Origin of the sequence: Flavobacterium sp. UGB4466 (genome assembly GCF_903469665.1) — a bacterium.
In the GTDB taxonomy this organism is placed as follows: Bacteria; Bacteroidota; Bacteroidia; order Flavobacteriales; family Flavobacteriaceae; genus Flavobacterium; species Flavobacterium lipolyticum.
The window spans coordinates 1-24,159 of record NZ_CAGKLC010000077.1; the positions used below are offsets into that span (position 1 = coordinate 1).

Sequence of the window (24,159 nt, forward strand, 5' to 3'; positions counted from 1 at the left end):
ATATAAATATCAGGTTCAAATAAGAAAAATCAGAGCGAGTAATGGTAATATTGTTGTATAAAATTAAGAAATAAACGTATTTATGAGAAAAAAAGGATTGCTTCTATTTATAATATTGATTGTTATATCTTCCTGTAAGAAAGAAAAATCATCTACAGAGATTATTACTTCAGATGGAGTCGTTACAAATTTTGAAGGGGTCGATTTGTTTTCTACTGAAGATTTGTCTTCTAATAAAAAGTACCACTTGGATTATGCGTCAAAAGTTAAAATTGTGTCTTTTGATAAGGTTAAAAATAGATCAAAGATTCTATACAAAAATCAAGAGCTGTATGTATCTCTTCGCGATATTGAGTTACTTTCTAAAACAGAAGAGAGTCAGAGTTATTTTACAAACGACTGTTATTGCCTACTGGGTTTAGACAGAACAAAGACTATTAATTTTCCAACAAAATATGATACCGTTCATTATTATACAAAGGAAGGGAAAATTAGGCTTATAAAAGAGATAACGTCTTATCAACCAAGTTATGAAACTTATATAAAGCATGATGTCGAGATTTCGAGAGAAGATTATAACTCAGAAACGCCAGACTTATATTCCTATTTTACAATTGATAAGAATGGTTTTTTTATTGGGAATCTTTACAAAGTAATGAACACATCTTTTTTGGAATGTTATAATAAGAAATCATCGTATGCAATTACTGATGGCCTGGTTAAATTACAAGAGAATTCCGGTATTAGTGCGGAATTTACTTATGCAATGTATTTGTTTAACACTGACCTTTTGTATGCAAAAGTTAGTATGGATCGTTTTGTAAAAACTTTACCTAATTTTGATTATAAAAAGGAAGAGATTTATATTGAACAAGGTGATTTGTATTTGGAAAAAATAACTAATATAAAATTATATAATGTTGATAATTTAGAACCTGTTGACTATAATGATTTTGCAATAGTGTTTAATTATTTGAGAGAGTTTAAAATTATTAAGAAAGATGGGAAAGAAAAGTACTTTGTAAAAATCAATGTAGTAGGAAATGAATTATCCCCTTTTTCAGGAGAGTACTACATAGATTTAAAAGAAATTGCAATGTTTGCTTCGATTCCGGATTAGGATGTTTCTTTAAGAAAAGATTCATAAAGATAGAAACCGGGTTAAAAGAAATTGATACATCGATGTGAAATCTTGAAGAGAACACTTCACTCTTTTATTCAAACAAAAAAGCTGCTTCAAATAATTGAATGCAGCTTTTTTTAATTTTATAATAAAAATGAAGTTCGTTTGAATTCCTTATTTAAGCGAGGTCAGATAAAATTCCGGGAATGTTTTTACGGGAGTGTTGGTCGCGATGTCAAATGCAATATGGGTACACATTCCCGCTACGAGCCAGGATGCAATAGGGAGTTGGGGAGGAGACAGATTTTTGTTTTCCTTTTTGTATTTGTCCAGAATTTCTTCGAGCCATTTTTGCGGATTTTCCCAATAGCGCATATACTCTAAAACATAGTCGACAACATTCACTTCGCTAAATTTTTCATCTGACTTTTTTAAAACTTCTAAACCTTCATCTTTTGAAATGACCAATACCAATGCACCCCATCCTAAATTATAGGGATGTAATACCGGAATGTTTTTCTGCTGACAAATGGAATCAAATATAAGCGGAACATCAGAAGTAAAATCCAGAGCGTTGATCGCAATTTTATGGTCGGTAATGTAATTGCCAACATTTTCGGGTGTTAAAAAGCAGTTATGAATCGTGATTTTTGCCTGACTGTTGATCGACAATAATCGTTCTTTAAGCGCTTCTACTTTGGGTTGTGCGATATTGTTTTCGGTATAATTTTGTCGGTTTAAATTGGACAATTCGACAACATCACCATCGATGATGGTCAGGGTTTCAAAACCTAATCGCAATAAACATTCAGCAATAGCGCTTCCGATACCTGCCCCGCCTAATAATATCGGAGTGTTTTTTATTAATTCCTGCTCTTCAGGGCTGATGTAAAGCCTATTTCTGATGTGCCTTTCTTCCATATTTATTTTTTACAATCGTTAAAAATTTATCCTTTTGATAAAGAAAAATGAGACAACAGGAATCCTGAAATTTCTCAGAACTGTTCATTTTTTAATCTGTATCAGAGCTAAAGTATCGAAAATAAAATTAATATCGAAATACCAAATAACTAAATGTCATTGCTTTAAAATGTGTTCGTGCACCATTAGTTTTGTGGCAGAAATTAGGATCAAGCTTTTGTCTCAGGACGAAATGAAAGTGCAATAAAAAAAGGAGATACCTAAATATCTCCCTCTTTTATGGGCTTCAACAGCCCACGATTGTGCACAACGTTTAAAAAATGCACAGATGTAAAAAAATGGTACTTTTAATTTTGAAATTTAGCAATACCGGATTTCAGCCATTGCTCATATTCGGTAATGTCAGGAGTGTATCCTGCAGGTTTGCTCAGCTTTTCCTCATTCGTATCTAACAAAATATAGTACGGCTGCGCATTTGCTTTGTAGCGGGTAATTTGAAAATCACTCCATTTATTTCCGATGGTTGTAATCTTTTTACCGGTTTCTTTGGAGACATATTGTTCTTCAAGAGGTAATTCTCTTTTGTCGTCAACATATAAAGAAATTAAAACGACTTCATTATTTAAGATGGACAAAATACGAGGATCAGACCAGACATAATCTTCCATTTTTCGGCAATTCACACAGGCAAATCCGGTAAAATCTAAAAGGATAGGTTTGTTTACACTTTTGGCGTAGGCTAGTCCTTTTTCATAATCTGTGAAAGCTGTGATGTCATGAGGGCCTTTATGTGCTCCGTCTGGTAATACTTTTTCAGCGGATGAGGTGTTTTTTCCACTCCCACCCACGCCATACGGAGATTCGCTATACGTCATTGGAGGAGGGAATCCGCTGATTAATTTCAAAGGAGCACCCCACAATCCCGGAATCAGATAAATGGTAAATGTTAGTACGATTAATCCAACTCCTAAACGGCCTACCGAAATGGATGAGGTTGGGGAATCATGTGGCAAGGTTATTTTTCCAAATAAGTAGAAAGCCAGTGTACCAAATATAGCGATCCAAATGGCCAGAAAGATTTCTCTTTCAAACCAGTGCAGCTGTAGCACTAAATCGGCATTAGATAAAAATTTAAAGGCCAAAGCCAATTCCAGAAAGCCCAGAAACACTTTTACGGTATTGAGCCAGCCGCCGGATTTTGGCAATGTGTTTAACCAGCCCGGGAACATGGCAAAAAGCATAAAAGGCAATGCCAAAGCCGATGAGAAACCTAACATTCCCACAATCGGTGCAATTCCGCCTTTAGAAGCTGCTTCAACCAGTAGAGTTCCTATAATGGGACCCGTGCAGGAAAAAGAAACAATTGCCAGAGCCAATGCCATAAAAACGATTCCAATGATCCCGCCTTTATCTGCCTGCTGATCTACTTTATTGGCCCATGAATTGGGTAGCATGATTTCGAAGGCACCCAGAAAAGAGGCTGCGAACACAATCAGTAAGATAAAAAAGATAATATTAAACCAGACATTGGTAGATAAGGCGTTTAAGGCATCAGCACCAAAAAGCAGCGTAATTACGGAGCCCAAAAATACATAAATCAGGATAATTGAAATACCATAAATAATGGCATTTTTAATTCCTTTAGCTTTCGTTTTACTTTGTTTCGTAAAGAAACTTACCGTCATAGGTATCATAGGAAACACGCAAGGGGTAAGCAGTGCGGCAAAACCGGATAAAAACGCAATAATGAAAATCATATACAAACTGGAATCCGTTTTTTCGGATTCCGCTTGTTTTTCTATGGTGGGATTTACTGTTGTTTTCTCGGTTTTGTCGTTTGTAATGTCAGCTGCCTGAATTTCTTTTGCTTCAAGCGTTTTGAGATTGAATTCAAAGTACTTGGTTTCGCTAATACAATTCTCTTTACATACCTGATAAGAAAGCTCTACTTGTACGACTTCTTTTTCGGGATTGGTCTGTTTGATTAATTGGGTAAACACAGCTTTATCCGAAAAGAAAATTTCATCTACACCAAAGATTTCATTAAACTTTCGGTGAGTTTCGCTTTCGGTTGCTTTTCCAATAAGTTCATAATTGTTTTTGGAATCATGAAAAAGGAATTCAGCCGGAAGCGGACCATCTTCGGGAGTGAATTGCGAATAGACATGCCAGTCTTTCTCGATAGTTCCTTTAAAAGAAAGCTGATATTCCGAATCGGATTTTTTCTCGATCGAAGCTTCCCATTTCACAGGATTTATAATCTGCGCCTGGACTTTGGCAAAAGCAAAGAACAGGAATAATACATAAATTATTTTCTTCATTTTATAGGTTTAATCAGAACGATTTGTTCCGGTTGTAATGGGATTTATTTACTTCGTTACATTGAAAAAAGTATATTCCAGTTTCAGGAAAACGCCATCGGTTGCCATACGCTGCATAGAGCTGTACAACTCTTTTTTGTAAGCTAAGTCAATTCTCGCCTGACTGTTGATGATAAACTGGATCGAAGGAACTACATCCAGGTACGATCTTCCATTTTCAGTAATAGTTTGTCCTGTAAACTCCAACATTGCATTAATATTGGTTTGTTTGTAACTGGTATATTTTTTAGGATGCATTAATTTACCCACAGAGAAGGTATAATTTATGGCATTTTTGCCCAGCATATCCGGAAAACTGTAATCGGCATTGTTAAGAGCACGCACATAGCTTACGGAAGAACTTATAGCTACTTTATGAAGCAACTGTGTGGCAACCAAACCGGCTTCGTAACCTGAATTTCCATTGGCTAAATCTATGGCTTCCTGATTAAAGTAAGAGTTATTGTAACTGTATCGCCCAAAGGCAGCCATCCTGAAATGACTTTGCAAATCATCTGCCGAAAAGAATCGGTATTTGGCATAAAATCCACCACCTTTAAGGCCCAGTCCATTGTCCTGATTGCTTAAAAAAGCTGAGGTACGAACCATCAGGTTTTTATTGATCCCCCAGGTAACTTCCGGGGTTAAATTGTACATGGAACCGCTTTCGAGTTTCTTTTCCATTAAGGATTGTCCAACACGAACTCCAATAGAACCCGCCGGAGCATTACTGGCAGGTTCGGTTACTACAAATAATTCTTGTGCTTCAATTTGATAAGAAACCAGAAATAAGAAGATTAGGGATAAATATCTCATTTTTAAAGGGCTTTTAAATAGTAATCATTCTCATTTTCAGTCGCGTAATCAGGATATTTTGAGTACGATTTAAGTAGTTTTTTATACTCTTTCTGCGTCACAAAACCTTTGTCTAAAACCCTGTACTTCCCTTCGGCATGTGCTACAGGCTTTTTAATATCGATAAAAGTATAGGTGGCATCATCGATTTTCAGAGTGGTATTGTCCTCAATTTTGTCTACATGAAATTTTGCTGTTAAAACTAGTGACCCAACAAAAAAACCGGCTTTTTCAACTGCTTTTTTCAGGACTTTAGGCTCCAATGAATTGTCTTTTTTAAAGTATACTGTAAACGTATTGGTATTTAAATCTGTACTGATACTGTCTACTTCTGTAAAAGCTTTCAACTGTTTGTTTATGGCATTCGAGCACATCGAACAGGTTAATCCTGTTGCGATTATTTCGGCTTTTGTAATTTGAGAGTATGAGTTTACACCTGTTAATAATAGGATAAGTGTAAGAGCTATGAATTTTATATTTAGAGTTTTCATCTTATTTTTTGTTTTTTTTAATTTGAGCAATTATTTGAGCTTCTGTTGGATTGATGGCAACCAGTTTTCCTGATGCATCAAAAAGAAAAGCAGAAGGCAGCGCTTCAACTCCGAAAGTCAGAGCTGTTTTGGCTTCAAAGCCTTTTGGATCAATTAATTGCTGGTGTTTCATTTTGTCTTTTTCAATGGCTTTCAACCATTTTGTTTTGTCGTTATCGATTGATATTCCAACGATTTCAAAATTCTGATCTTTATATTGATCGTAGATTTTAACTAGCTTTTTGTTGACCAGTCGACAAGGAGCACACCAGGATGCCCAAAAGTCTACTAAAACCGTTTTTCCTTTAAAAGAATTTAGTTTGGTTGTAGTATTCTTATTGTTTTGAAGCTGAACATCCGGAAAAGTATCTCCCACTTTTATTTGTGCATTTGTCATAGAAACAGTTGCTACAAGTGTGAATAGTGTGATTATATTTTTTATTTTGAACATGATTTCTTTTTTTATGTTTGCTCGAAATTGGTTTTAATGATGTGACGATGAAGTACTTTGTTTTTTATCGCTTGGTTCTCTGTCGTATTGACAACATCCGTGTAGTTCGTCATAAACCGTATTAGGAGCCTTAAATTTTTCATTATCATATCCGGCATCAGCTATGCGTTTTAGAATGACATCAAGATTCGTCTTTTGAGCATCGTAAGTAACAGTAGCGATTTTGGTGTCTTCGTTCCAGATTACTTTGGCTTCTTTATTAACGTTTGCGGCAGTTTCGATCACTTTTTTGCACATGCTGCAGTTACCGTTTACTTTTACTTTTTCAGTGGTTTTATTTTTAATTTGAGCGCTGGCGAAAGTAACGGATAGCAATAGAGACATTGCCATCAATAATTTTGTTATTGAGTTCATTGGATGTATTTTTTTTGGATGAATTAATCCTAAAGCACAGCAGAAACTATAGCAAATAGAGCTATCTCTGACAATAGATTAAGATTAAAAAATAGTTTTGAATTAAAGCCTTAAAAAGACTTTTGGATAAGACAGACCTTTGGCTGTCACAAAAGAAATCTAGCTTATTTTAGGGGGAAGCCAGATCGAACGGAAATCTGAAGAAATAAAGATTTCTGAATAAAAGTAAGTTTGTTTTTTTTCAGAAAAACCAAAAAGAGAATGGTTTTCTACCTGAAAGATTGCCATTGGCGAAAAAGCACAGCTACTGGTTGGCGTACAGGAATTCCCCATACAGCTCTTATCACAGCCATGTTTTTTGTCTTTCGAATCTTTTTTACTGCAACAATCTTTTGCAGCGGATTCTTTTTTGCAACATGACATTTCTTTTTTTGTTCCATGCGCATACGTAAACGTTGGTCCCATCAGGAAACCAATCGTAACGAATAGCAATATGTAAAACTTCTTTGTCATAGTTGCTCGCAAAGATATTTTTATTTACCGGCTTAGCTTGTTAATTTTTTTGTAAATATTTTAGAAATGATTCAGGAGCGTTAGAAATTTATCTGTCTCTTAAAAATGGTGGCGTAAAACGTATATCAATTGGATCCGTTTTTTTACTATAAGAAGTATAGACATATTCTGTGGCCGTCAAAGATATTACAGCATAACGGAATCTTTATGTAAAAAATACTTTGATGTACCAAATTAAAGAACTATCATGTGTTGCAAATCATACAGTTGGGGGGCTTGTATGAAATTACAATGTATGAATTAGATCTGAAAATCAGCGGAAAAATCCAACTGGTACATCAAAGTTTGAAAAAAAGGACTCGTTTAAAATATCAATCTCACTTTATTGAAGATTGATATTTATAGTACGTCCGTCTTTGATAACTTTCTTAACGATTATTTTTTTGCCTTCAGAGACCGTTATTTTTAGTTTTTTATCCACTCTTTCTACTGTGATATCAAAATCATGTTCAAATGCATTGATGTGACGCATTTTCATCATGGGCCAGGATTTAGGAAGACGTGGAGTGAAGTCAAACGAGTTTAGCGCTGTAGGTCGGATGCCAAATAAACCTTCAGTGATAATTCGGCAATACAATCCGCTTTCTGCTGAAAGATGACGCTGATCACCTTCGGGATAGGCTTCTACAGGGTAGGGAACATGATCTCCTAATAAACGACGGTTGGAATAGTAGTGCAGAAAATCCAGTGCTTTGTCTGTTTCACCAGCGGCGAGAACACCTCTTAGAGCATACAAAGTCGATCGGTCCCAGAAAATTTTATCACCCGCAATACTGGCAAGACCGTCTTTGGTCCATAACCTGGGTGAGAATAAGGCTTCAATTGTTCCTTCTTTTCGATCGTAAATACCCATCGTGAGCGGGGTACAGATCCAGGCTCTTAGAATATCATTTTCTGTGTAGTATTTGTAGGTTTCAAAGCCTTCGACTTTAGCTCCGAAATATTTCTCAATAGCTGTCTTTAATTTTTCAGCTTCTGCTTTATAGGTTTTAAGTTGTGTTTCGTTTTTTCCTAAAGCTTTACCCAGATAAACAGCAGAATTCAAAGCATCATAATATAAAGAAGAGGTATTTAAATTGGCTTTTCCGGCAGGAAGACGGCCTTCGAGTTCATCAGAATCGGATGTTACGATGCCATCAGAATTTAATTTTCTATGGCAATACTCCAGACACCATTCGATCAAGGGCCATAATTGTTTGGCTTCATTTGTATTTCCTCTCGAAAGCGCATAACGCGAAGCTCCGTAAGCAATCATAGCACCATCGCCACGATCACCGGCTCCGGCCCAAATATCAGTTCCTTCGGCTACAATCGAACTCGGGATTGGTTGGTATTCTTTGTTCATAAATTTTGCAAATTGTAAATAAGCATTTAAGGAGGCCTGATTACCATACTCATATCCTAAAAAAGGAAAAAATGGGCCAATATATTCGGCCTGATCATTGGCCCAGATAGCAGCATAATAAGATTCTCCTCCGGGGCCGTGCATAGGACCGCCTTTGGTTTCAAAAATACTTTCGGAAGCTCTGATTTTAGCAAAAGCAAATTCCGTATTCAAAACGGGATCCGGCGTTTCTAAGATAAGTTTACTCCATATTTGATGAATGAGTTGAGTACGTTTTTCTTTTTCTTCTTCGGCATTTACAACAGGAACCTGCTCGTTTGCTTTGACACCCGAATAGAAAACAGAAAAACTAACGGCTTCATTGGTTTTAAGATTAAAACTCCCGGAATTAGAGAGGTCAACATGCAAAGTATAACTACCTTCCGTTCCTTTTTCGGGATCTGTGGTATAAACGGTATTCGATTTTGGAATTTCTACGATACAGGTTTTCTCAGTTATGTTTTTAAGAGTATAAATTTCACAATAACCGGCTACAGTGGTCGACGGGAAAAATTGCCGGGTCAATTCCAGTGTATTGCCGGCTTTACTCTTAACGAGTAATGTTCCGTTCAGCGTTAGTGAAGTCACTTTTTCTGCCACGATAGGTTTGTAGTTTACGGTGACCAAATTAAAACCGTCTTGTGCAAACCTTCGTGTTAAACTGGCATGAGTATTATTAGGGATGGTTCTGAGCATGGGCCAGACCATACTGCGGGTCGCATGGAACGAACCATCCGCCGCAACGCCATACCTTAGAACGCAGGAGATTTTTTTACCACTCATTTCAATATGATCGTCATGCGGAATGTTGTTGTTGATCTGCCAGGAAATAGTACCGTCCTGATTGATGAGCCAGCGTCGGTCTTCCTGCGAAAATGCTTTGCCTGCTACGAAGCAAAAAGCGACAAGGACGAATAGAATGTGTTTTTGTTTTTTCTCAAAGAATCTCTTCATTAGAATTGTTTTTTTATAGATGTTGAATAATTACCGCCAGCAGCTTGTTATTTATCGTATTAGTAGTATTTGTTTGTGTTGTTCTTTAGATAAATTTTTTATTGGTTTTGTTTTAAAGACGCAGTTGCTTTTTGTCCTGAATTAACAACTGTTCGGTAATTTTCGATGTCATCTTTTTTCTACGGGCGGTAATTTTCATTATTATAGGAGTATAGTTTTATAGCTATTGTTCAACCCAAAAGTATAAATGTTCTATTCTTTAAGAGAACAGTTCCTACCGGTTTTTTTGAGGATGCTTAGAAAGTAGAGACCAACAGAAAAAGTAAAGTGGGTAATATAGGATTAGGTAGTAGAAAGTTAAGATTGGTTTGCTATGAAGGTTTTTTACGTTTTGCGAAAATAAAAACCAATCGGATTGTTCAACAGTGAGGAAAAAAGATGAGGTTGCCTACAGTACAAAAAGGACCGGAAATAGTAAAGTTAAAAGATTAAAAATACTGTTGTTATGAGGTTCTTTTCAGGGCTTGAAAAATCCGCTTTTTGAGATAGGAGAAATATAGGTTTTGCTTCGAAGAATATCAAATGATATTTCATTAGATTTTTTACTTTATTAATAGTAATGGTGTTTTATAGAATAAAAACAGGGTAATATAGTATTATAATTATAGGTATAATCTTGTTTAAGAAAAATGCTTTTTGGTATAGATCAGAACAAACTGGTAGGTACCGGTGTGTACGGATGCTTGATTGTTATACTTTTGAAATTCATTTTAGATTAAACGAATAAAATAAAGAATACCACAAACCAACCATTTACTATTATCGAACCCTTTTTATGAAAAAAATACTATTTCTATTACTCCTTACATTTCTGTTTTGTGAAGCTAATGCGCAGGAGGAACAAATTCAGATGGAGACTCAAAATACTGCTTTGATTTTAAAGGTAGGAAAGAATGGCTTGCTGTACCAATCTTATTTAGGGACGAAACTAAGAGATAATTCAGGATACAATGCGGTTTCGAAAGAGAATACCAAAACATTTGTGGTTAACGATGGAAATCCATTGGTTAATTTAAGGCATCAGGCTTACCCGACTTTTGGAACAGAGAATTTGTTTGAACCCGCAATTCGAATGACTCACAATGACGGTAATCCCTCTCTGGAATTAAACTATGTAAGCCATAGTACACAAAAATTAGATGCCAACACGACCGAAACGATTATCAAACTTAAAGATCCTGTATATCCGGTAGAAGTTACACTGCATTATAAGGCTTTTTATAACGAGAATACAATAGAACAATGGACTGAAATTATACACCATGAAAAGAAACCGGTTATGTTGTACAATTATGCGTCATCGATGCTGCATTTTGATGCCGATCATTATTGGCTGACTCAATTTCACGGAGACTGGGCCAAAGAGGCTCGCATGCAGGAAAGTGAGTTAACGAGTGGTACCAAAGTAATTGACTCAAAATTAGGGGTTCGTACGGATATGTATCAAACACCGGTTTTTTTTCTGTCTTTAAATGCTAAAGCCAATGAGAATTCGGGTGAACTTGTGGCAGGAACGATTGCCTGGTCCGGAAATTTTAAGCTTGCTTTTGAATTGGACAATAAAAATTCGCTTCGAATCAGCTCCGGAATCAATCCGTTTGCTTCTGAGTATAATCTTCAGCCTGGAAAAGTATTTACAACACCTTCTTTTATTTATACTTTTTCGAATAAAGGGAAGGGACAGGCGAGTAGAAACCTGCATTCATGGGCCAAAAAATACGGAATAAAAGATGGAGAAAAATCTCGTCTGACCTTATTGAACAACTGGGAAACAACCTTCTTCAATTTTGATGAAAAAAAATTGACCGATATGTTTGCGGATTCCAAAACGTTGGGCGTTGACATGTTCTTGCTGGATGATGGCTGGTTTGGAAATAAATATCCAAGAAGCGGCGATAAATCAGGACTTGGAGATTGGCAGGCTACTAAAACAAAGCTGCCAAATGGTATTGGTTTCCTTATGCAGGAGGCTGAAAAAACGGGAGTAAAGTTCGGAATTTGGATCGAACCCGAAATGGTAAATCCGAAAAGTGAATTGTACGAGAAACATCCGGATTGGGTATTAAAATTGCCCAACCGACCGGAAAGTTATTACCGCACCCAATTGGTTTTAGATTTATGTAATCCGCAAGTGCAGGATTTCGTATTCCAAACAGTAGACGATATTATGCAGACAAAACAAGGGGTAGCTTTCTTTAAATGGGATTGTAACCGAATGATGACTAATGCTTATTCGGCTTATCTGAAAAATCAGCAATCACATTTGTTTATTGAATACACCAGAGGTTTGTATAAAGTTTTGGACCGCATTAAAACGAAATATCCAAATTTACCCATGATGCTTTGTGCCGGAGGAGGAGGCAGAACCGATTACGGATTACTTCAATATTTTACAGAGTTTTGGGCAAGCGACAATACCGATCCTTTCAACAGAGTATTCATACAATGGGGATATTCGCAGTTTTTTCCCGCCTTCTCAATTTGTAACCATGTAACTTCTTGGGGAAATCAGTCCATCAAATTCAAGACTGATGTGGCGATGATGGGTAAATTAGGTTTTGATATTAATGTAAAAGAGCTGAAAGAAAAAGAATTGAAATATTGCCAGGAAGCCGTGGCCAATTATAAACGATTGAGTCCGGTAATTTGGCATGGCGACCTGTACCGAATGGTCTCTCCTTATGAGGAAAGCCGTGCCGTATTAATGTATGTGAACGAGTCAAAAAGCAAAGCGGTTTTGTTCTCCTACACACTTCATCCACTTTATGATCCGCAGTACAATCCGGTTCGTTTTCAAGGATTAGATCCAAATAAAACCTATAAAGTGGAAGAAATAAACCTAATGCCCGAGGCAAAGAAATCAGTCGAAGAATCCGGAGAATCTTTTACGGGAGATTATTTAATGAATGTTGGTTTACGGGTTTCTTCGTCTAAGGTCGAAACCAGCGTCGTTCTCGAAATTACTGAATTGTAGTTAAATTAGTTTTTTGTATAGACGAAAAGCCTTTCGATGGGAAAATCTCCATTTCGAAGGGCTTTTTTATTTTGATAATGAAGCAGAAAGGAAATAGTTTCAAATGAATAATTATAACCAGTTGGCTGTTTGGAAAAGTAATTGCCACAGATTAGTGGATTAAAAAGATTAGAAAATTAGAAAATCTGCAAAAAAAAATACACCTAGGAACATAGATTTCTATGTACAAAAAAAATGATATTAGAAGGAAACAAATTTTCTTCACATAAACGATGTGTTAAGTGATCTTTTTAATAACTGCACCCAAAAGGTTAATGATTTACAGGTGAAGAGCGTTAGATTATCTGAAAACAGTTTAAAAAACCGCAATCTTTCCGGTTTGTACCCCGCCGGAACTTGTTACTATTTTATAGAGATAAATTCCAGAGGGCGTATTTTTCAAATTGATACTATTGATTTTAGAAAGAAACGAAGAAGTAACAATGTTTTGCCCGCTAACATTGTAGAGATAAAAAGTAGCAGCTTCCTCTTTTTTGGCTTCAATATTTAATTCTTCATTTTTGCTTAGTAGTGTTGGGTAAATCAAAAACAAATCATCACCTAAATAGTTAGCATCAATAATTTGGGAACTTATGGTAGTATTGCTTCCTAATAGTATATTGATTTTATATTTATTATTGCCTTTTATTGGAGTTGTATCCAGAAAAGAAAAAGCTTTTGATTGGATGTCGTTTAGAGTACTAATCACATTTTCGGCTGAGTTATTAATCTTGACTAAATCTATTCTTTTGATGTTGTACAAGCTAAAAACATTGGCACTGACCTTTATTTGATCCTCCTCGAAAACTTCTGCTGAAGCCAATTCAAAGTAGCAATTTGAGTTTTGATCATACTGTAAAGTCGATTCGCTTTTTATTCCTTCGCTATCATTTATCACAGGAGTAACCGTATAAATTTTTGCGTCAGTATAGACATAATTGTTGTTCGTTATTTGTTCTTTAAACTCTAAACGGTCATTTGTCAGTTGATAAATTTTAAACGAAGCAACATCAGCAGGTTTGTCCCAATTAATTTCTGTTGTGCCATCGCATACTAAACTGGTTCTAATGTTTAAATCATAAGAAACCGTAAAGGGATCCGAAACATAATCCGTATTACCAATGGTCATTTTTAGTTTTGCTTTCGAGAATTTTTTCTCTGTGGGGGTGTATTTAAATTGTTCACTATCTAAATTGATACTATTTGCTATAATTTCCCAGGTTTGCCCATTATCATAGCTAATTGACAATTGCCCATTAACACCAGAAAAGGAAGAGCTCCATTTGAAAGGAGAAATTATTTTACCATCATAAGGGAAATTATCATTAGCCACTGGATAATTCCATTCAAAACCATTTTTCGTTTCATATTCATAGGCGATACTGTAATCCTGAGAAGCATTTGAGACGTACGTGCCAGTAACAGTAATAGTATAGGTGCCGGATGTAGGGTTTTCAATCGATACCTGTTCGATAGTATTCAGTTTGTCTTTTCCTTTAGTGGCAGGTTGCTGAGGAGTTTCAGGATTCAGAACCCAGGGTAAAAAAGTAGTAGGATCGGCCGAAATAACTTCGAGATCTAAATCGTTTACCAGACTTATAGTACTGTTGATAGCTGCGGGTAAGTCGTTCCAGACTAAGGTTATTTTTAAGTTTTTTGCATTAGAAGGAACTGTAATAGTATGTGAGTTCGTTTGACCGGAAGCCAATTTATCGGTTATAAATCTGTTTTCACTAATCGTTTTCAGACATTTATCAGCATTGATGTTGCCATAACCATAGGTGAAATCAGGACCTGGGTTACCCAAATCTTTTGCACTATTAATTAGAATGGCCTTCGTTAAGGCATTAGACAAAGCAGTATTATGTATCGTTTTATACTGTTGCTTCATAAGAGTGATAATCCCTGTGGCCAATGCAGTAGAATTTGATGTGCCCTGCGAGCTGTAAGCGACTAACTCCGGTTTTATTCTGCCATCATAAGCAGGACCCTTCGACGAAAAAGACAGGATGACCTCGTTTTGATCGACGCAGCCAAAGGCAATACTGTTTTTAGATTGTTTGAAATTGCCGGTAATAGATTTATAGCCTTCCAATCCTTTATTACCAGAGGAAAAACAATGAGTCAAATCGGGATTTAATGCCAATTGATTGTCGTAAGCATTTGCGAGTGAACCATAAAAATTTTCAATCACTGTACCATAAGAATGATTTTGAGTGGTAGCCCCTTGTAAAGTTGCTATTTCATCAGGATAGATATTCAAAAAGTCAGACGATTGCAGTTTTGCTTTTATGGCTACTCCTTTTCCAAAAACAGAACTATTTCCCAATCCGGAAACTATAGTGGCCATAGCAGTTGCGTGGCTGGATACGGTAGAAGATTGTGTTGAGGAAGGAATATGTTTATGGAAGAGATCAACATCTTTTAGATCAAAAAGGTCATCCTTGATAGAGGCAATTTGGTTTTCGCCTGTGAGAAGAGGGAAATTAATAAGCGCTTTATTTACAGCATTAATAGTGAAATTTTGATCCGTTATTTTTGATTCGCTTTGAGGTTGCAGTGCTTCTTGTGAAACAGCAGTGACGCTGCTCAAGGAAATAATCTTGTCAAGAATCGTTTCGGAATCACTTTCCAGGATTACAAGACGATCATTAAGTATTTTAATAGTAGAAATGTTCGCCAGTTTCAAATCAGCAAGTAATGATTCAATAGCATTAGTGGCTATGATGTATTTTTTGTGTTCTTGATGATTTGAAAAATCTGAAGGCAATTTCCACAAATTATTAACGGGAACTACCTCTTTCAACGATCGATTGTATTTTGAACTTTTATTTTCAACAATACAATAGGTAGCGTCTAATTTTTTTACAATAGTATACTGATTGCGATGTGCATTTTCTATAGGGGTAAGAGAGTATTTTTCAAATGTTCCATCACTTTCTTTCTTTAAGTATTGTTCCCATTTTTTGGAGTTTTGCGACAAACAGATTGTCGTTGCTATAAAAAGGAAAAACGTAATTTTTATCTTCATTTACTGTAGGTGTTAGGGCAATTGTGAACATTTTGATCGATATTTTAACAAAAGCGGACTTTTTTAGCGGTGTATTGTTTTTTTGTTTAAGATAAAATATTTTTTAAATACTTCTAATTGAATTGAATATCGTCGCTAAAAAATCAAAGTTATCAAAATATTTGTAAAAATTTTATTCCTTTTTATTTCGTTCGAAATACGTGATTTTAGAAGGCTATGTCCACTTTTAAGAGCTTTCAGTTGTATTTCAAAGCTGTTGAAAGTTTATCAGATTCGTTTTCACCCGCGAAGTATACGAAATCTAAAATTAATAATTTTGTAGGTTTTGTTTTGGAGTAAGGTGTTGATTTGTAATCGATTGCTTGTTTTTATTGGGCTCATAGTGAATTTTATGCGATTACCGCATAAAAAATAAGAAAATAATTTAACAAAATACATTTAATTTGTTAAATTATTGTTTTTATAAGTATTTTAATACTAAATCTATGTAGTTTTGACAATAAAGTAGTAATATTTTGTAAAGACCCTAAAAATCAACTTATTTAACTAACCAAAACACTTTTAAATGAAAACAATTAAAACAACCTTACTTTTGTCGTGTATAGCGCTATCGCTATTGTCTTGTAATAAAGAGGATGAGGTAACTCAGCCAAGTAAAGAAGCTCTAACAGTATCACAAGATGTGTTAGATAAAATTAGCTCACTTGCATTGAACAACAAAGATGTTCAAGTAATTAAAAATACCAAATTAGACGGTACCACTGAAGATGCTTACCTGGTTGAAGGTGATATCATCATCACTGATGCACAATTGAAACAAATGGATCTTCACGGAGGTATCACAACGGAGCAATACCGCACTACTAATTTAGTAGCTGCTCCAAAAACTATTAAAATTGTCGGATTAACCGGAACAGGTACGACAGCTTTATCTGCTAATATGCAAGCCGGATTACGTGCAGCAGTGAACAGATATAATAGCTTAGGATTGACGATTAACTTTACACTAACTTTCGGTTCAAGTACTACAGGTGCAAACATAGTAGTAAGAAGACAATCCGGAGGTGCTGGTGGAGTAGCCGGTTTCCCTACTGGAGGAAATCCTTTTAACTCTGTTACATTGTATTCTGGATTAGATACTTATTCAGTAAATGTAAACGCACACGTAGCAGCGCACGAAATTGGTCACTGTATTGGTTTACGTCATACAGACTATTTTAGCCGTCAAAGCTGTGGACAAAATTCAAACGAAGGAGCTGCTGGTGTTGGAGCAATTCATATCCCAGGAACTCCTACAGGATACGATTCGACTTCATACATGAGAGCATGTTTCAGCTCAAATGAAACAGGAGCTTTCAATGCTAACGACGTTACAGCTCTGAATTATCTATATTAGAAGTTGAATTAGAGGCGTCCTTTGCAAAATATTCGAGGCTGTTCCGTAATTGGAGCAGCCTCACTTTATTTTTACTAACTGCTTAAACTTTTTTATGTTGGATGGGAGTATTGAATCCCCTGTATCCTTCCTGACTTTTTTGGATAATTTAAAAATAAAACAGGTAATTCTACGTAGCTGTAAGACTATATTTTGTACTAGATTTATTACTTAAACCCTAATAAGCGACAAATCATGCAAAACAATGAAAATTCACCCATTCCAATAGGATGGGTTGGTGGATTTCCACCAGCAGGTTCACCTATGTTGTATCCAACCCGGGATCTTTCCTCATTACCGATGTTAAGTAATATGGATAACATTAGTTTTTTACAACGTCAACTTGGTGTAAGATGGCCTGAGTTTAGTTGGGAAACCCAAAAAGACAGTCCTAACAAGAGAAGATGTTACCAACAATTTGCGCCTTACATTTCCAGAGCGGGTTATACTGATGAAGGTCGGGTATATTCAGTTATCTGTCCTCAACAGGGAGTCTGGCTTAAAGATGAAATTTGTATCAATGTTGAGGTTACGGTTACCGGACAAAGAGGTTGGGTGAACGAAGTAACAAAAGAGGTTGCCATAGACATGACCGTTGAAGGTAAAATTTGGCTGACACCAAATGAACAACAAGGCGATAAGATCAAAGAGATTTGGCCGCTATTGGAATATAGTTTTCCAAAATTTCCATTGAATAAAGATAATGCAATAAGAGTCACTACACACAAGCAGAATGATCCTGATCAGCCCATCTTTGAAGTGATACACGGATTAAATCCTGAATTTGAAAATCCTCCGTTTGCATTACATGAGGGTAAAGCATTTGCTACGGCCTATCTTGCCGTTGAAATTGGAGATATTAAGCTGACAAAAGATAAAGTAGTTGATGATTTTAATCAATTAATTATGAAAGCTTTTAACATTGGTTCAGGAAATATGCTTCAGCCGGGAAATACCTTGTCATGGAACCTTTGGTTCACAGAACCCGCTTTGGTCAATAAGGAGGAGTGGAAAAATCATGCTGAATTTTGGAGAAACTCTATTGATGTACATCATTGCTCTCCTACCGGAAATGGTACTGATGCCAGATATTTTGACGGAAGCAAATTTAGCCCTGAAGCAAATGCCGTAGAGGAGATAATTAAGGATATTATCAACTATGTTAGAAAACATCTTTAGGTTATTAAAAAAAATGACCTATAAAAAAGGAAGGTATTTAATATCTTCCTTTTTTTTGTGGAGCCATCGGAGTTACGATTGAACAATCTGTACCTCATTTTTTAAACGCAAGTTGTTTTCTTGACGGTTGGCAGAATATCAAAAAAATAGTTTTAGAGAAAGCGGGATGGTATTCTTTATCTTATGAGTTAGTAGGTAAGAATTAATCCGTTGGGAGTAATTAATTTTTATATTTGAGGATTAAATGAATAAAATGAGCGAAAAAATTAAACCGTATGCCTTAGTAACCGGTGCCAGCAAAGGTATTGGAAAATCGATTGTTTATGAATTGGCTAAACAAGGTTATCCGCTATTGCTAGTGGCAAGAGGAGAAGACGAATTAAAAGCACTGTCTGAGGATCTTCAGGTGAAATACGGTATCAACGCTCCAATTTTGGTAATTGATCTTTCATTGGCTGGTGCATCGCTAACAGTTACCGATTGGGTAAAAATGAATAATTATCCGGTTGGTGTTTTAGTTAACAATGCCGGTTATGGCGTGTGGGGCAATTTTAGTGAGTCTTCACTGACCGATCAGCTTGGCATGATGCAGCTTAACATGAATGTAATTGTAGAACTATCACATTTATTAGTACCTATACTTTCACAGGAAAAACAAGCCTACATTTTAAACATATCGAGTACTGCTGCTTACCAGGCCGTACCTACGCTGGCCGTTTATTCCGCTACAAAGGCTTTTGTTTTATCGTTTACCCGTGCCTTGCGTTTCGAACTTGTCAAAACTTCAATTTCAGTAACTTGTTTTAGTCCGGGTCCGGTTGATACCGGTTTTGCTGCAAGAGCCGGTTTGAATCCTTTTAACAAAATGGCTGAAAAGTTTAATATGCAACCGGATGAAGTTGCAAAAATTGCCGTAAAAGCCATGTTCAGCAAAAAATCAGAAGTTATTCCGGGTTTTACAAATATCATTTCGGTGTACGCCAACCGCTTGCTGCCAAAGGGATTTATCGAAAAAACGGCCGCCGGAATTTATAAAATTTAATTTTTTTTCAAAAAAAAGTAAGAAAATATGCTTTGCAAAAGATAAATTATTATTATCTTCGTTTTAATATCTACTAATTCTATAGAGTATGTCTAATAAAAGAAATATGTTTAGTTTTCCGAAAGAACGAATGCAAGTAAACAACATGCGAATGTGTCGCTGTTGTTGCTGTCGCTAATCTTTTAGATAAAATTACAAACACTATTATTTCATTTATTAAATATATTTATTATGGTATCTTCTTATAAAACTTTTACCCTTACTGAGCAATTAACAGATGAGCAAATTGACTTTTTCAACGAATATGGCTTTATCCATTTCAAAAAATTTATAAATCCGGAAACGGTTTCATCAATCATTGATGCCTCAAAACAAGTACAGCAAAAATGGATTGACAATGAGCTTAAAAAGGTAAATGGCGTTCCAATTAAATACGGAAAAGATTTAGATGGTTCTCCTATTGTGCAGCGTTTTGCTTTTATCAATCAGCATCACCAAACCTTAAGCGGTCTTTTATTGGATCCAAGATTTGATAGTTTATTGCAATTGGCAGGCGAGGGTGCAAGATTAGGCACTGAAGAAAAAGACGGAATGGTTTTTAATCATTATATCAATGGGCCGGAAAGTAAGTTTACTAAAATGGGCTGGCATACAGATGGTTTGAGAGATATTTTTTATGGTGCAAAATTAAACCCGATGTTAAATGTGGGGATTCACTTAAGTACTTTGAAACCCGAAAATGGAGGTCTTAAAATCATTCCGGGCACTCACAAGCAAAGTATTTACCAAATGCTTTTTCGTAAAAAATACTTTTTAGATCATAATGCCGATTCAGAGGAAGTTTCCATCATTCCGGAGGCAGGAGATTTAACCATTCACGATGGTCGTTTGTGGCACAGAGTGGCAGAATCAACTATCCGTGGCGAAGAGAGTAGAAGGAGAGTTATTTATGTTCCAATAATAGCAGGAAAATACGCTCCGAAAAACGAGAATAGCCCAACGGTTTTTTATCAACGTTTTGCGGGAATTGTTAAGTAATATGCTGTTTGTCCTCGCATTTAGTTATCTGGTTAGATCAGGTAAGCTAAAAAAAACTGCCGATTTTTTAAAAAATACGCCAAGGAAAATAAAGTTAAAAATGGTTAAACTGGAATTAGCGATACTCTCAGGCTTACAAATATTGCGTTATTAATGGGAAAAAAAACACAAGTTGAAGAGTATAGTGCAATTGTACAAAGAGCATTTTCAGACCGTAAGCGGACTAATATTTTAAAAAGAGCAGAACAGTTAACGATTGTGTTTTTACTTCCGAAGGTACCTGAATTCATTTCACCAAACGTACTCACTTTAATTGGTTCACTTGGTTCCGGATTGATTTTTTTAGCCTTTGTTTTAGGGGCTTACGTCACCGATTGGTATTTGCTTTTGGCTATTATTGGGTTGATTATAAATTGGTTAGGTGATTCTTTAGACGGAAGATTGGCTTATTATAGAAATATTCCACGCCGTTGGTACGGTTTTGCACTCGATATTATTGCCGATTGGATTGGTATTGTACTTATAGGTTTTGGCTACTACATTTATGCTAAAAATGGTACACAAATAGTAGCCTTTGCTTTTGTGGCATTGTATGGCTGGTCTATCATCATCAGTCAGTTACGTTACAAAATTACAAATGAATACAGTATCGATTCCGGTTTTGTTGGTCCAACTGAGCTTCGATTTATTATTGCTTTAATTTTAATTATAGAAATTTTATTTCATGGATCAATCACCTATTTGGCGGGCTTGATAACTATTGTATTGTTTGTAATTAATACGATAGATAGTGTAAGGCTTTTAAAACTGGGTGATTTAAGAGATAAAAACCAGGACCGATATGTTCAGTAAAAAAGCTGTTTTTACTTTTCTGCAAGCACAAGTTGCGGCATTTTTAGGCGGTATTACCGATTATGGTCTGATGATTTTATTAACAGAAGTATTTCAAGTGCATTTTGCCTTTTCTATTCTAATTTCCGGGACCGTTGGTGCAGTTATTAATTTCAGCATCAATAGAATCTGGGTGTTTAAAAATCAATCGGGTTATAGCAGCCACATCAACAGCCAGCTTTTTAAATTTGCCTTAGTGGTACTAGGGAGCATTTCCTTAAAATCATTTGGGACCCTTATTTTTCAGAAAGTATTTCAAATCGATTATAGAATTGGAAGATTAATCACAGATAGTTTTGTCTCTTATGGATTTAATTACCCACTGATTAAATATTGGGTTTTTAGAGCAAACAAAAAACAGAACGTAGTCGAATCAAATTAATAGAGAAATAGCCAGTTGGTTGTAATTCATATTTTTTCTATGTGTTGAAAAAATAGCCACAGATTAACAGAATGGAGAGATTTGAAAATCTGCAAAATCTGCGTGAAAAATATTAAACAGATAGTCCCGATGCATCGGGATATGTGTAATAGAAGAAGATAAAAAGAAACTAGTTTCACACATAACCATCTATGTTTCTTTTAAACAAGTGAAGCGCCTTTTTTAAGCGTCCTAACTCTATGTTTCTAGCCTGTACTGAGCGGAGTCGAAGTGTGTTAAAATAAAAGAAATCAATAGGTTATATAAAATTTAGTTTATGAACAAATTATCCTTTAAAGATTTTACAAAATCACTGATCGTTATAGCGATCTTAGTACCTATAATTTCAGGAAATCTATTGGCACAATCCAAAAATCCATCGCCATTAAATTTCCCAACGCCTAAGAATGTAGATAATATGCTATTCTATATTCAGCGAGATCCCAATATAAACACGGCTATTTATGCCATAAACTACCAGGAAAATGGAAAAATAAACAAAAGCAATCCTATAAAAGCGTATTGGATTCGATATGCTGAGAAAGGAGAAAAAAAAGATTTCAATTATTTACAACGCAAATTTGCCTACGGAATAGAAACTAAAACTCTCGAAAATGAGGAGTTTGAGTTTAAATTTGTGTCATATAAAAAATTGGCCTTAACCTTGAAAAAGATAGAGGTGGATCAAAAATACCATGTTTTTGCAAATGTAAACCAGAAAAAAATACAGGTAGAAAAAATATTTGTGCGCATTGAAGGAGGTTCTTTTTGGCTACCCAATGTAAAGTATGCCGAAGTGACCGGAATTGAGGCGCTCTCCAATAAAACCATTACCGAAAGGATGTTGTTAAAATAAGATATTCTTATTCTTTCATGTGTTCTCCTAAAAAGCTGTGCAAATGTCTCTGACTTTGCGCTTTTTTGTTCCTTAGAAATTATAAACGGGATAAAAGTCTCCCCACCTTTTACGTTTAGTTCTTATTTATTGTCGTGGATTTTTTTACATTCAGGGAAGTATTCTAAGAAAGTTGTTTTTAAAGCAAGAGACTTTATGAAGTTTCTGTTTTTCAATTATATTTGTTTAAAATGGCGCAAAGTCAGAGATATTTGCGCAACGTAAAGAAAAATACTTCGTAGAGTGGAATATCTACAAGAACAAGGAGAAATCGTTACAATAGGAGATTTTAGTATTTCCTATGAAATTGATTTAGAGCAAGTGTTTGATTATTTTAATGTAATCAATAAATCTGCATTTGCAGAACACTATGCAGAAATAAATCAAAGCTTATTCCGACAATATACCAAAGGATTAGCTCCATTATCTAGTGAAAAAATGGAATTAATATCTAAAGGGTTACACAGATTAGCTGATGAACTTAGTGATTTAACTTTGGTATAAAGTTTGACAAGACTAGACAATGTTTCTAGAACTTTTTTATTACAATAAAACCCCTCAATAGAGGGGTTTTTTATTTTTTAATCAAGCTCAAGAAATTGATGTTCCCTTTGAAAACATTATTGATAATAAAGAAAATTCTAATACCTTCGAAGAGGTAAAAAAAATGATTAAACCCAAATAAACTATGATAAATCGTTATAAAGTTTCAACTAATATTTCTTCATTGCAATATTTTGTAGTAGTTGTTCTTCTATTTTTAGCAATTCTTGCCTCCTTTAAGGGGTATAAGATTTTAAGTTTTATTTTTTCACTATTTTTCTTTTATAAAGCGTATAAGATTTATTTAAAAAATAAATATAAAATCGCAGAATTAGAAATTGATGAAAATATGATTAGACTATTTAATTATGAAAACAGATTGGTTTTTCAAGCTCAAAAAGAGCTTTTATCATTTACGGAACTTGAAAACGGATTGATAAAAATTCAATCCAGACAAAAAGAGATCTATCATTTGGATCTAGGTACCAGTAAAAATGAGATAAAAATGTTAATAGGAGAACATTTGTTTGAAAAATCAAAGAAAAGCTCTTTTTTTAATTTAGGCAATATCTTAGATTTTTTAGATATTATACGATGAGTAGACTGCACTTACTACTGTTGTTTTGTTTTTTCTTCCATTTCTTAAATGCACAAACATATGACAAAAAGGGTCATAAGTAGGGATATTGGCGAGTGTTTGATAATGAAACCAAACAATTAATATTTGAAGGTGAATATAATCATGGTGATAAAAAAGGAAGGTTTATAACATATTATACAAATGATAAGATTAAAGACGTAAACTTTTTCAAGAAAAATTTATTACATGGATTGCAAAAAAGATTTGTCCAGTTCTCCAAAGTGTTCTCATGTAATGTTGCGCAAATGTCTCTGACTTTGCGTTCTTTTTTGTTCCTTAGAAATTATAAACGGGATAAAAGTCTCCCGACTTTTTACGTTAAGTTCTTGTTTATTGGTCTCAGATTCGGGTTTAAAACCCTGCAATTTATTGCAGTACTTTAGTAATGCGAAAAAATCTATATCTT

The 24,159-nt window shown here is 35.2% G+C and carries 20 protein-coding genes; 11 read left to right on the plus strand and 9 right to left on the minus strand.

The window, feature by feature from the left end; all coding sequences use genetic code 11:
- Window positions 1-82 precede the first annotated feature (82 nt).
- The gene (locus JO950_RS16375) at window positions 83-1,120 is read left to right on the plus strand and encodes a hypothetical protein (RefSeq protein WP_202703603.1); all 1,038 of its coding nucleotides are present in this window, start codon (window positions 83-85) and stop codon (window positions 1,118-1,120) included.
- Between the two features lie 177 nt (window positions 1,121-1,297).
- Here JO950_RS16375 and JO950_RS16380 read toward each other — a convergent pair whose 3' ends face one another.
- The 8 genes from JO950_RS16380 to JO950_RS16415 form a co-directional block, all read right to left on the minus strand.
- Complete coding sequence (locus JO950_RS16380) at window positions 1,298-2,044, minus strand: ThiF family adenylyltransferase (protein WP_202703604.1); 747 nt, start codon at window positions 2,042-2,044, stop codon at window positions 1,298-1,300.
- 347 nt (window positions 2,045-2,391) lie between these two features.
- Complete coding sequence (locus JO950_RS16385; protein WP_202703605.1) at window positions 2,392-4,365, minus strand: thioredoxin family protein; 1,974 nt, start codon at window positions 4,363-4,365, stop codon at window positions 2,392-2,394.
- 48 nt (window positions 4,366-4,413) lie between these two features.
- Window positions 4,414-5,220, minus strand: coding sequence for a hypothetical protein (locus JO950_RS16390; RefSeq protein ID WP_202703606.1), 807 nt, complete (start codon window positions 5,218-5,220; stop codon window positions 4,414-4,416).
- Window positions 5,221-5,222: 2 nt separating this feature from the next.
- Entirely contained in the window at window positions 5,223-5,750 is a 528-nt protein-coding gene (locus JO950_RS16395; protein WP_123923531.1) for a heavy-metal-associated domain-containing protein, read from the minus strand.
- Window position 5,751: 1 nt separating this feature from the next.
- On the minus strand, window positions 5,752-6,240 hold the full coding sequence (locus tag JO950_RS16400) for a TlpA disulfide reductase family protein (protein WP_202703607.1): 489 nt from the start codon (window positions 6,238-6,240) through the stop codon (window positions 5,752-5,754).
- Window positions 6,241-6,273: 33 nt separating this feature from the next.
- The gene (locus JO950_RS16405) at window positions 6,274-6,654 is read right to left on the minus strand and encodes a heavy-metal-associated domain-containing protein (protein ID WP_202703608.1); all 381 of its coding nucleotides are present in this window, start codon (window positions 6,652-6,654) and stop codon (window positions 6,274-6,276) included.
- 159 nt (window positions 6,655-6,813) lie between these two features.
- Window positions 6,814-7,167, minus strand: a complete 354-nt coding sequence (locus tag JO950_RS16410; protein ID WP_202703609.1) for a hypothetical protein — start codon at window positions 7,165-7,167, stop codon at window positions 6,814-6,816.
- Window positions 7,168-7,549: 382 nt separating this feature from the next.
- Window positions 7,550-9,565 carry a hypothetical protein gene (locus tag JO950_RS16415; RefSeq protein WP_202703610.1) on the minus strand — a complete coding sequence of 672 codons (2,016 nt, stop codon included), beginning with the start codon at window positions 9,563-9,565 and terminating at the stop codon, window positions 7,550-7,552.
- 835 nt (window positions 9,566-10,400) lie between these two features.
- On the opposite strand from JO950_RS16415, the gene JO950_RS16420 reads away from it, so the two are divergent.
- The gene (locus tag JO950_RS16420) at window positions 10,401-12,599 is read left to right on the plus strand and encodes an alpha-galactosidase (protein ID WP_202703611.1); all 2,199 of its coding nucleotides are present in this window, start codon (window positions 10,401-10,403) and stop codon (window positions 12,597-12,599) included.
- Between the two features lie 355 nt (window positions 12,600-12,954).
- Here JO950_RS16420 and JO950_RS16425 read toward each other — a convergent pair whose 3' ends face one another.
- Complete coding sequence (locus tag JO950_RS16425; protein WP_202703612.1) at window positions 12,955-15,669, minus strand: S8 family peptidase; 2,715 nt, start codon at window positions 15,667-15,669, stop codon at window positions 12,955-12,957.
- Between the two features lie 565 nt (window positions 15,670-16,234).
- On the opposite strand from JO950_RS16425, the gene JO950_RS16430 reads away from it, so the two are divergent.
- From JO950_RS16430 to JO950_RS16470, 9 genes are all read left to right on the plus strand, one after another.
- Window positions 16,235-17,065, plus strand: a complete 831-nt coding sequence (locus tag JO950_RS16430; RefSeq protein ID WP_202703613.1) for a M57 family metalloprotease — start codon at window positions 16,235-16,237, stop codon at window positions 17,063-17,065.
- A 234-nt stretch (window positions 17,066-17,299) separates the two neighbouring features.
- Complete coding sequence (locus JO950_RS16435) at window positions 17,300-18,283, plus strand: hypothetical protein (RefSeq protein ID WP_202703614.1); 984 nt, start codon at window positions 17,300-17,302, stop codon at window positions 18,281-18,283.
- A gap of 253 nt (window positions 18,284-18,536) precedes the next feature.
- Entirely contained in the window at window positions 18,537-19,325 is a 789-nt protein-coding gene (locus JO950_RS16440) for an SDR family oxidoreductase (RefSeq protein WP_202703615.1), read from the plus strand.
- 231 nt (window positions 19,326-19,556) lie between these two features.
- Window positions 19,557-20,363, plus strand: coding sequence for a phytanoyl-CoA dioxygenase family protein (locus JO950_RS16445; RefSeq protein ID WP_202703616.1), 807 nt, complete (start codon window positions 19,557-19,559; stop codon window positions 20,361-20,363).
- A 153-nt stretch (window positions 20,364-20,516) separates the two neighbouring features.
- Complete coding sequence (locus tag JO950_RS16450) at window positions 20,517-21,215, plus strand: CDP-alcohol phosphatidyltransferase family protein (protein ID WP_202703617.1); 699 nt, start codon at window positions 20,517-20,519, stop codon at window positions 21,213-21,215.
- The gene (locus tag JO950_RS16455; protein WP_202703618.1) at window positions 21,205-21,636 is read left to right on the plus strand and encodes a GtrA family protein; all 432 of its coding nucleotides are present in this window, start codon (window positions 21,205-21,207) and stop codon (window positions 21,634-21,636) included. The genes JO950_RS16450 and JO950_RS16455 overlap by 11 nt, the downstream gene beginning before the upstream one ends.
- A gap of 316 nt (window positions 21,637-21,952) precedes the next feature.
- The gene (locus JO950_RS16460) at window positions 21,953-22,531 is read left to right on the plus strand and encodes a DUF4833 domain-containing protein (RefSeq protein ID WP_202703619.1); all 579 of its coding nucleotides are present in this window, start codon (window positions 21,953-21,955) and stop codon (window positions 22,529-22,531) included.
- Between the two features lie 282 nt (window positions 22,532-22,813).
- The gene (locus JO950_RS16465; protein WP_202703620.1) at window positions 22,814-23,074 is read left to right on the plus strand and encodes a hypothetical protein; all 261 of its coding nucleotides are present in this window, start codon (window positions 22,814-22,816) and stop codon (window positions 23,072-23,074) included.
- A gap of 184 nt (window positions 23,075-23,258) precedes the next feature.
- Window positions 23,259-23,711 (plus strand): hypothetical protein, encoded by a 453-nt coding sequence (locus tag JO950_RS16470; RefSeq protein WP_202703621.1) that lies wholly within the window; start codon window positions 23,259-23,261, stop codon window positions 23,709-23,711.
- Window positions 23,712-24,159: the final 448 nt, after the last annotated feature.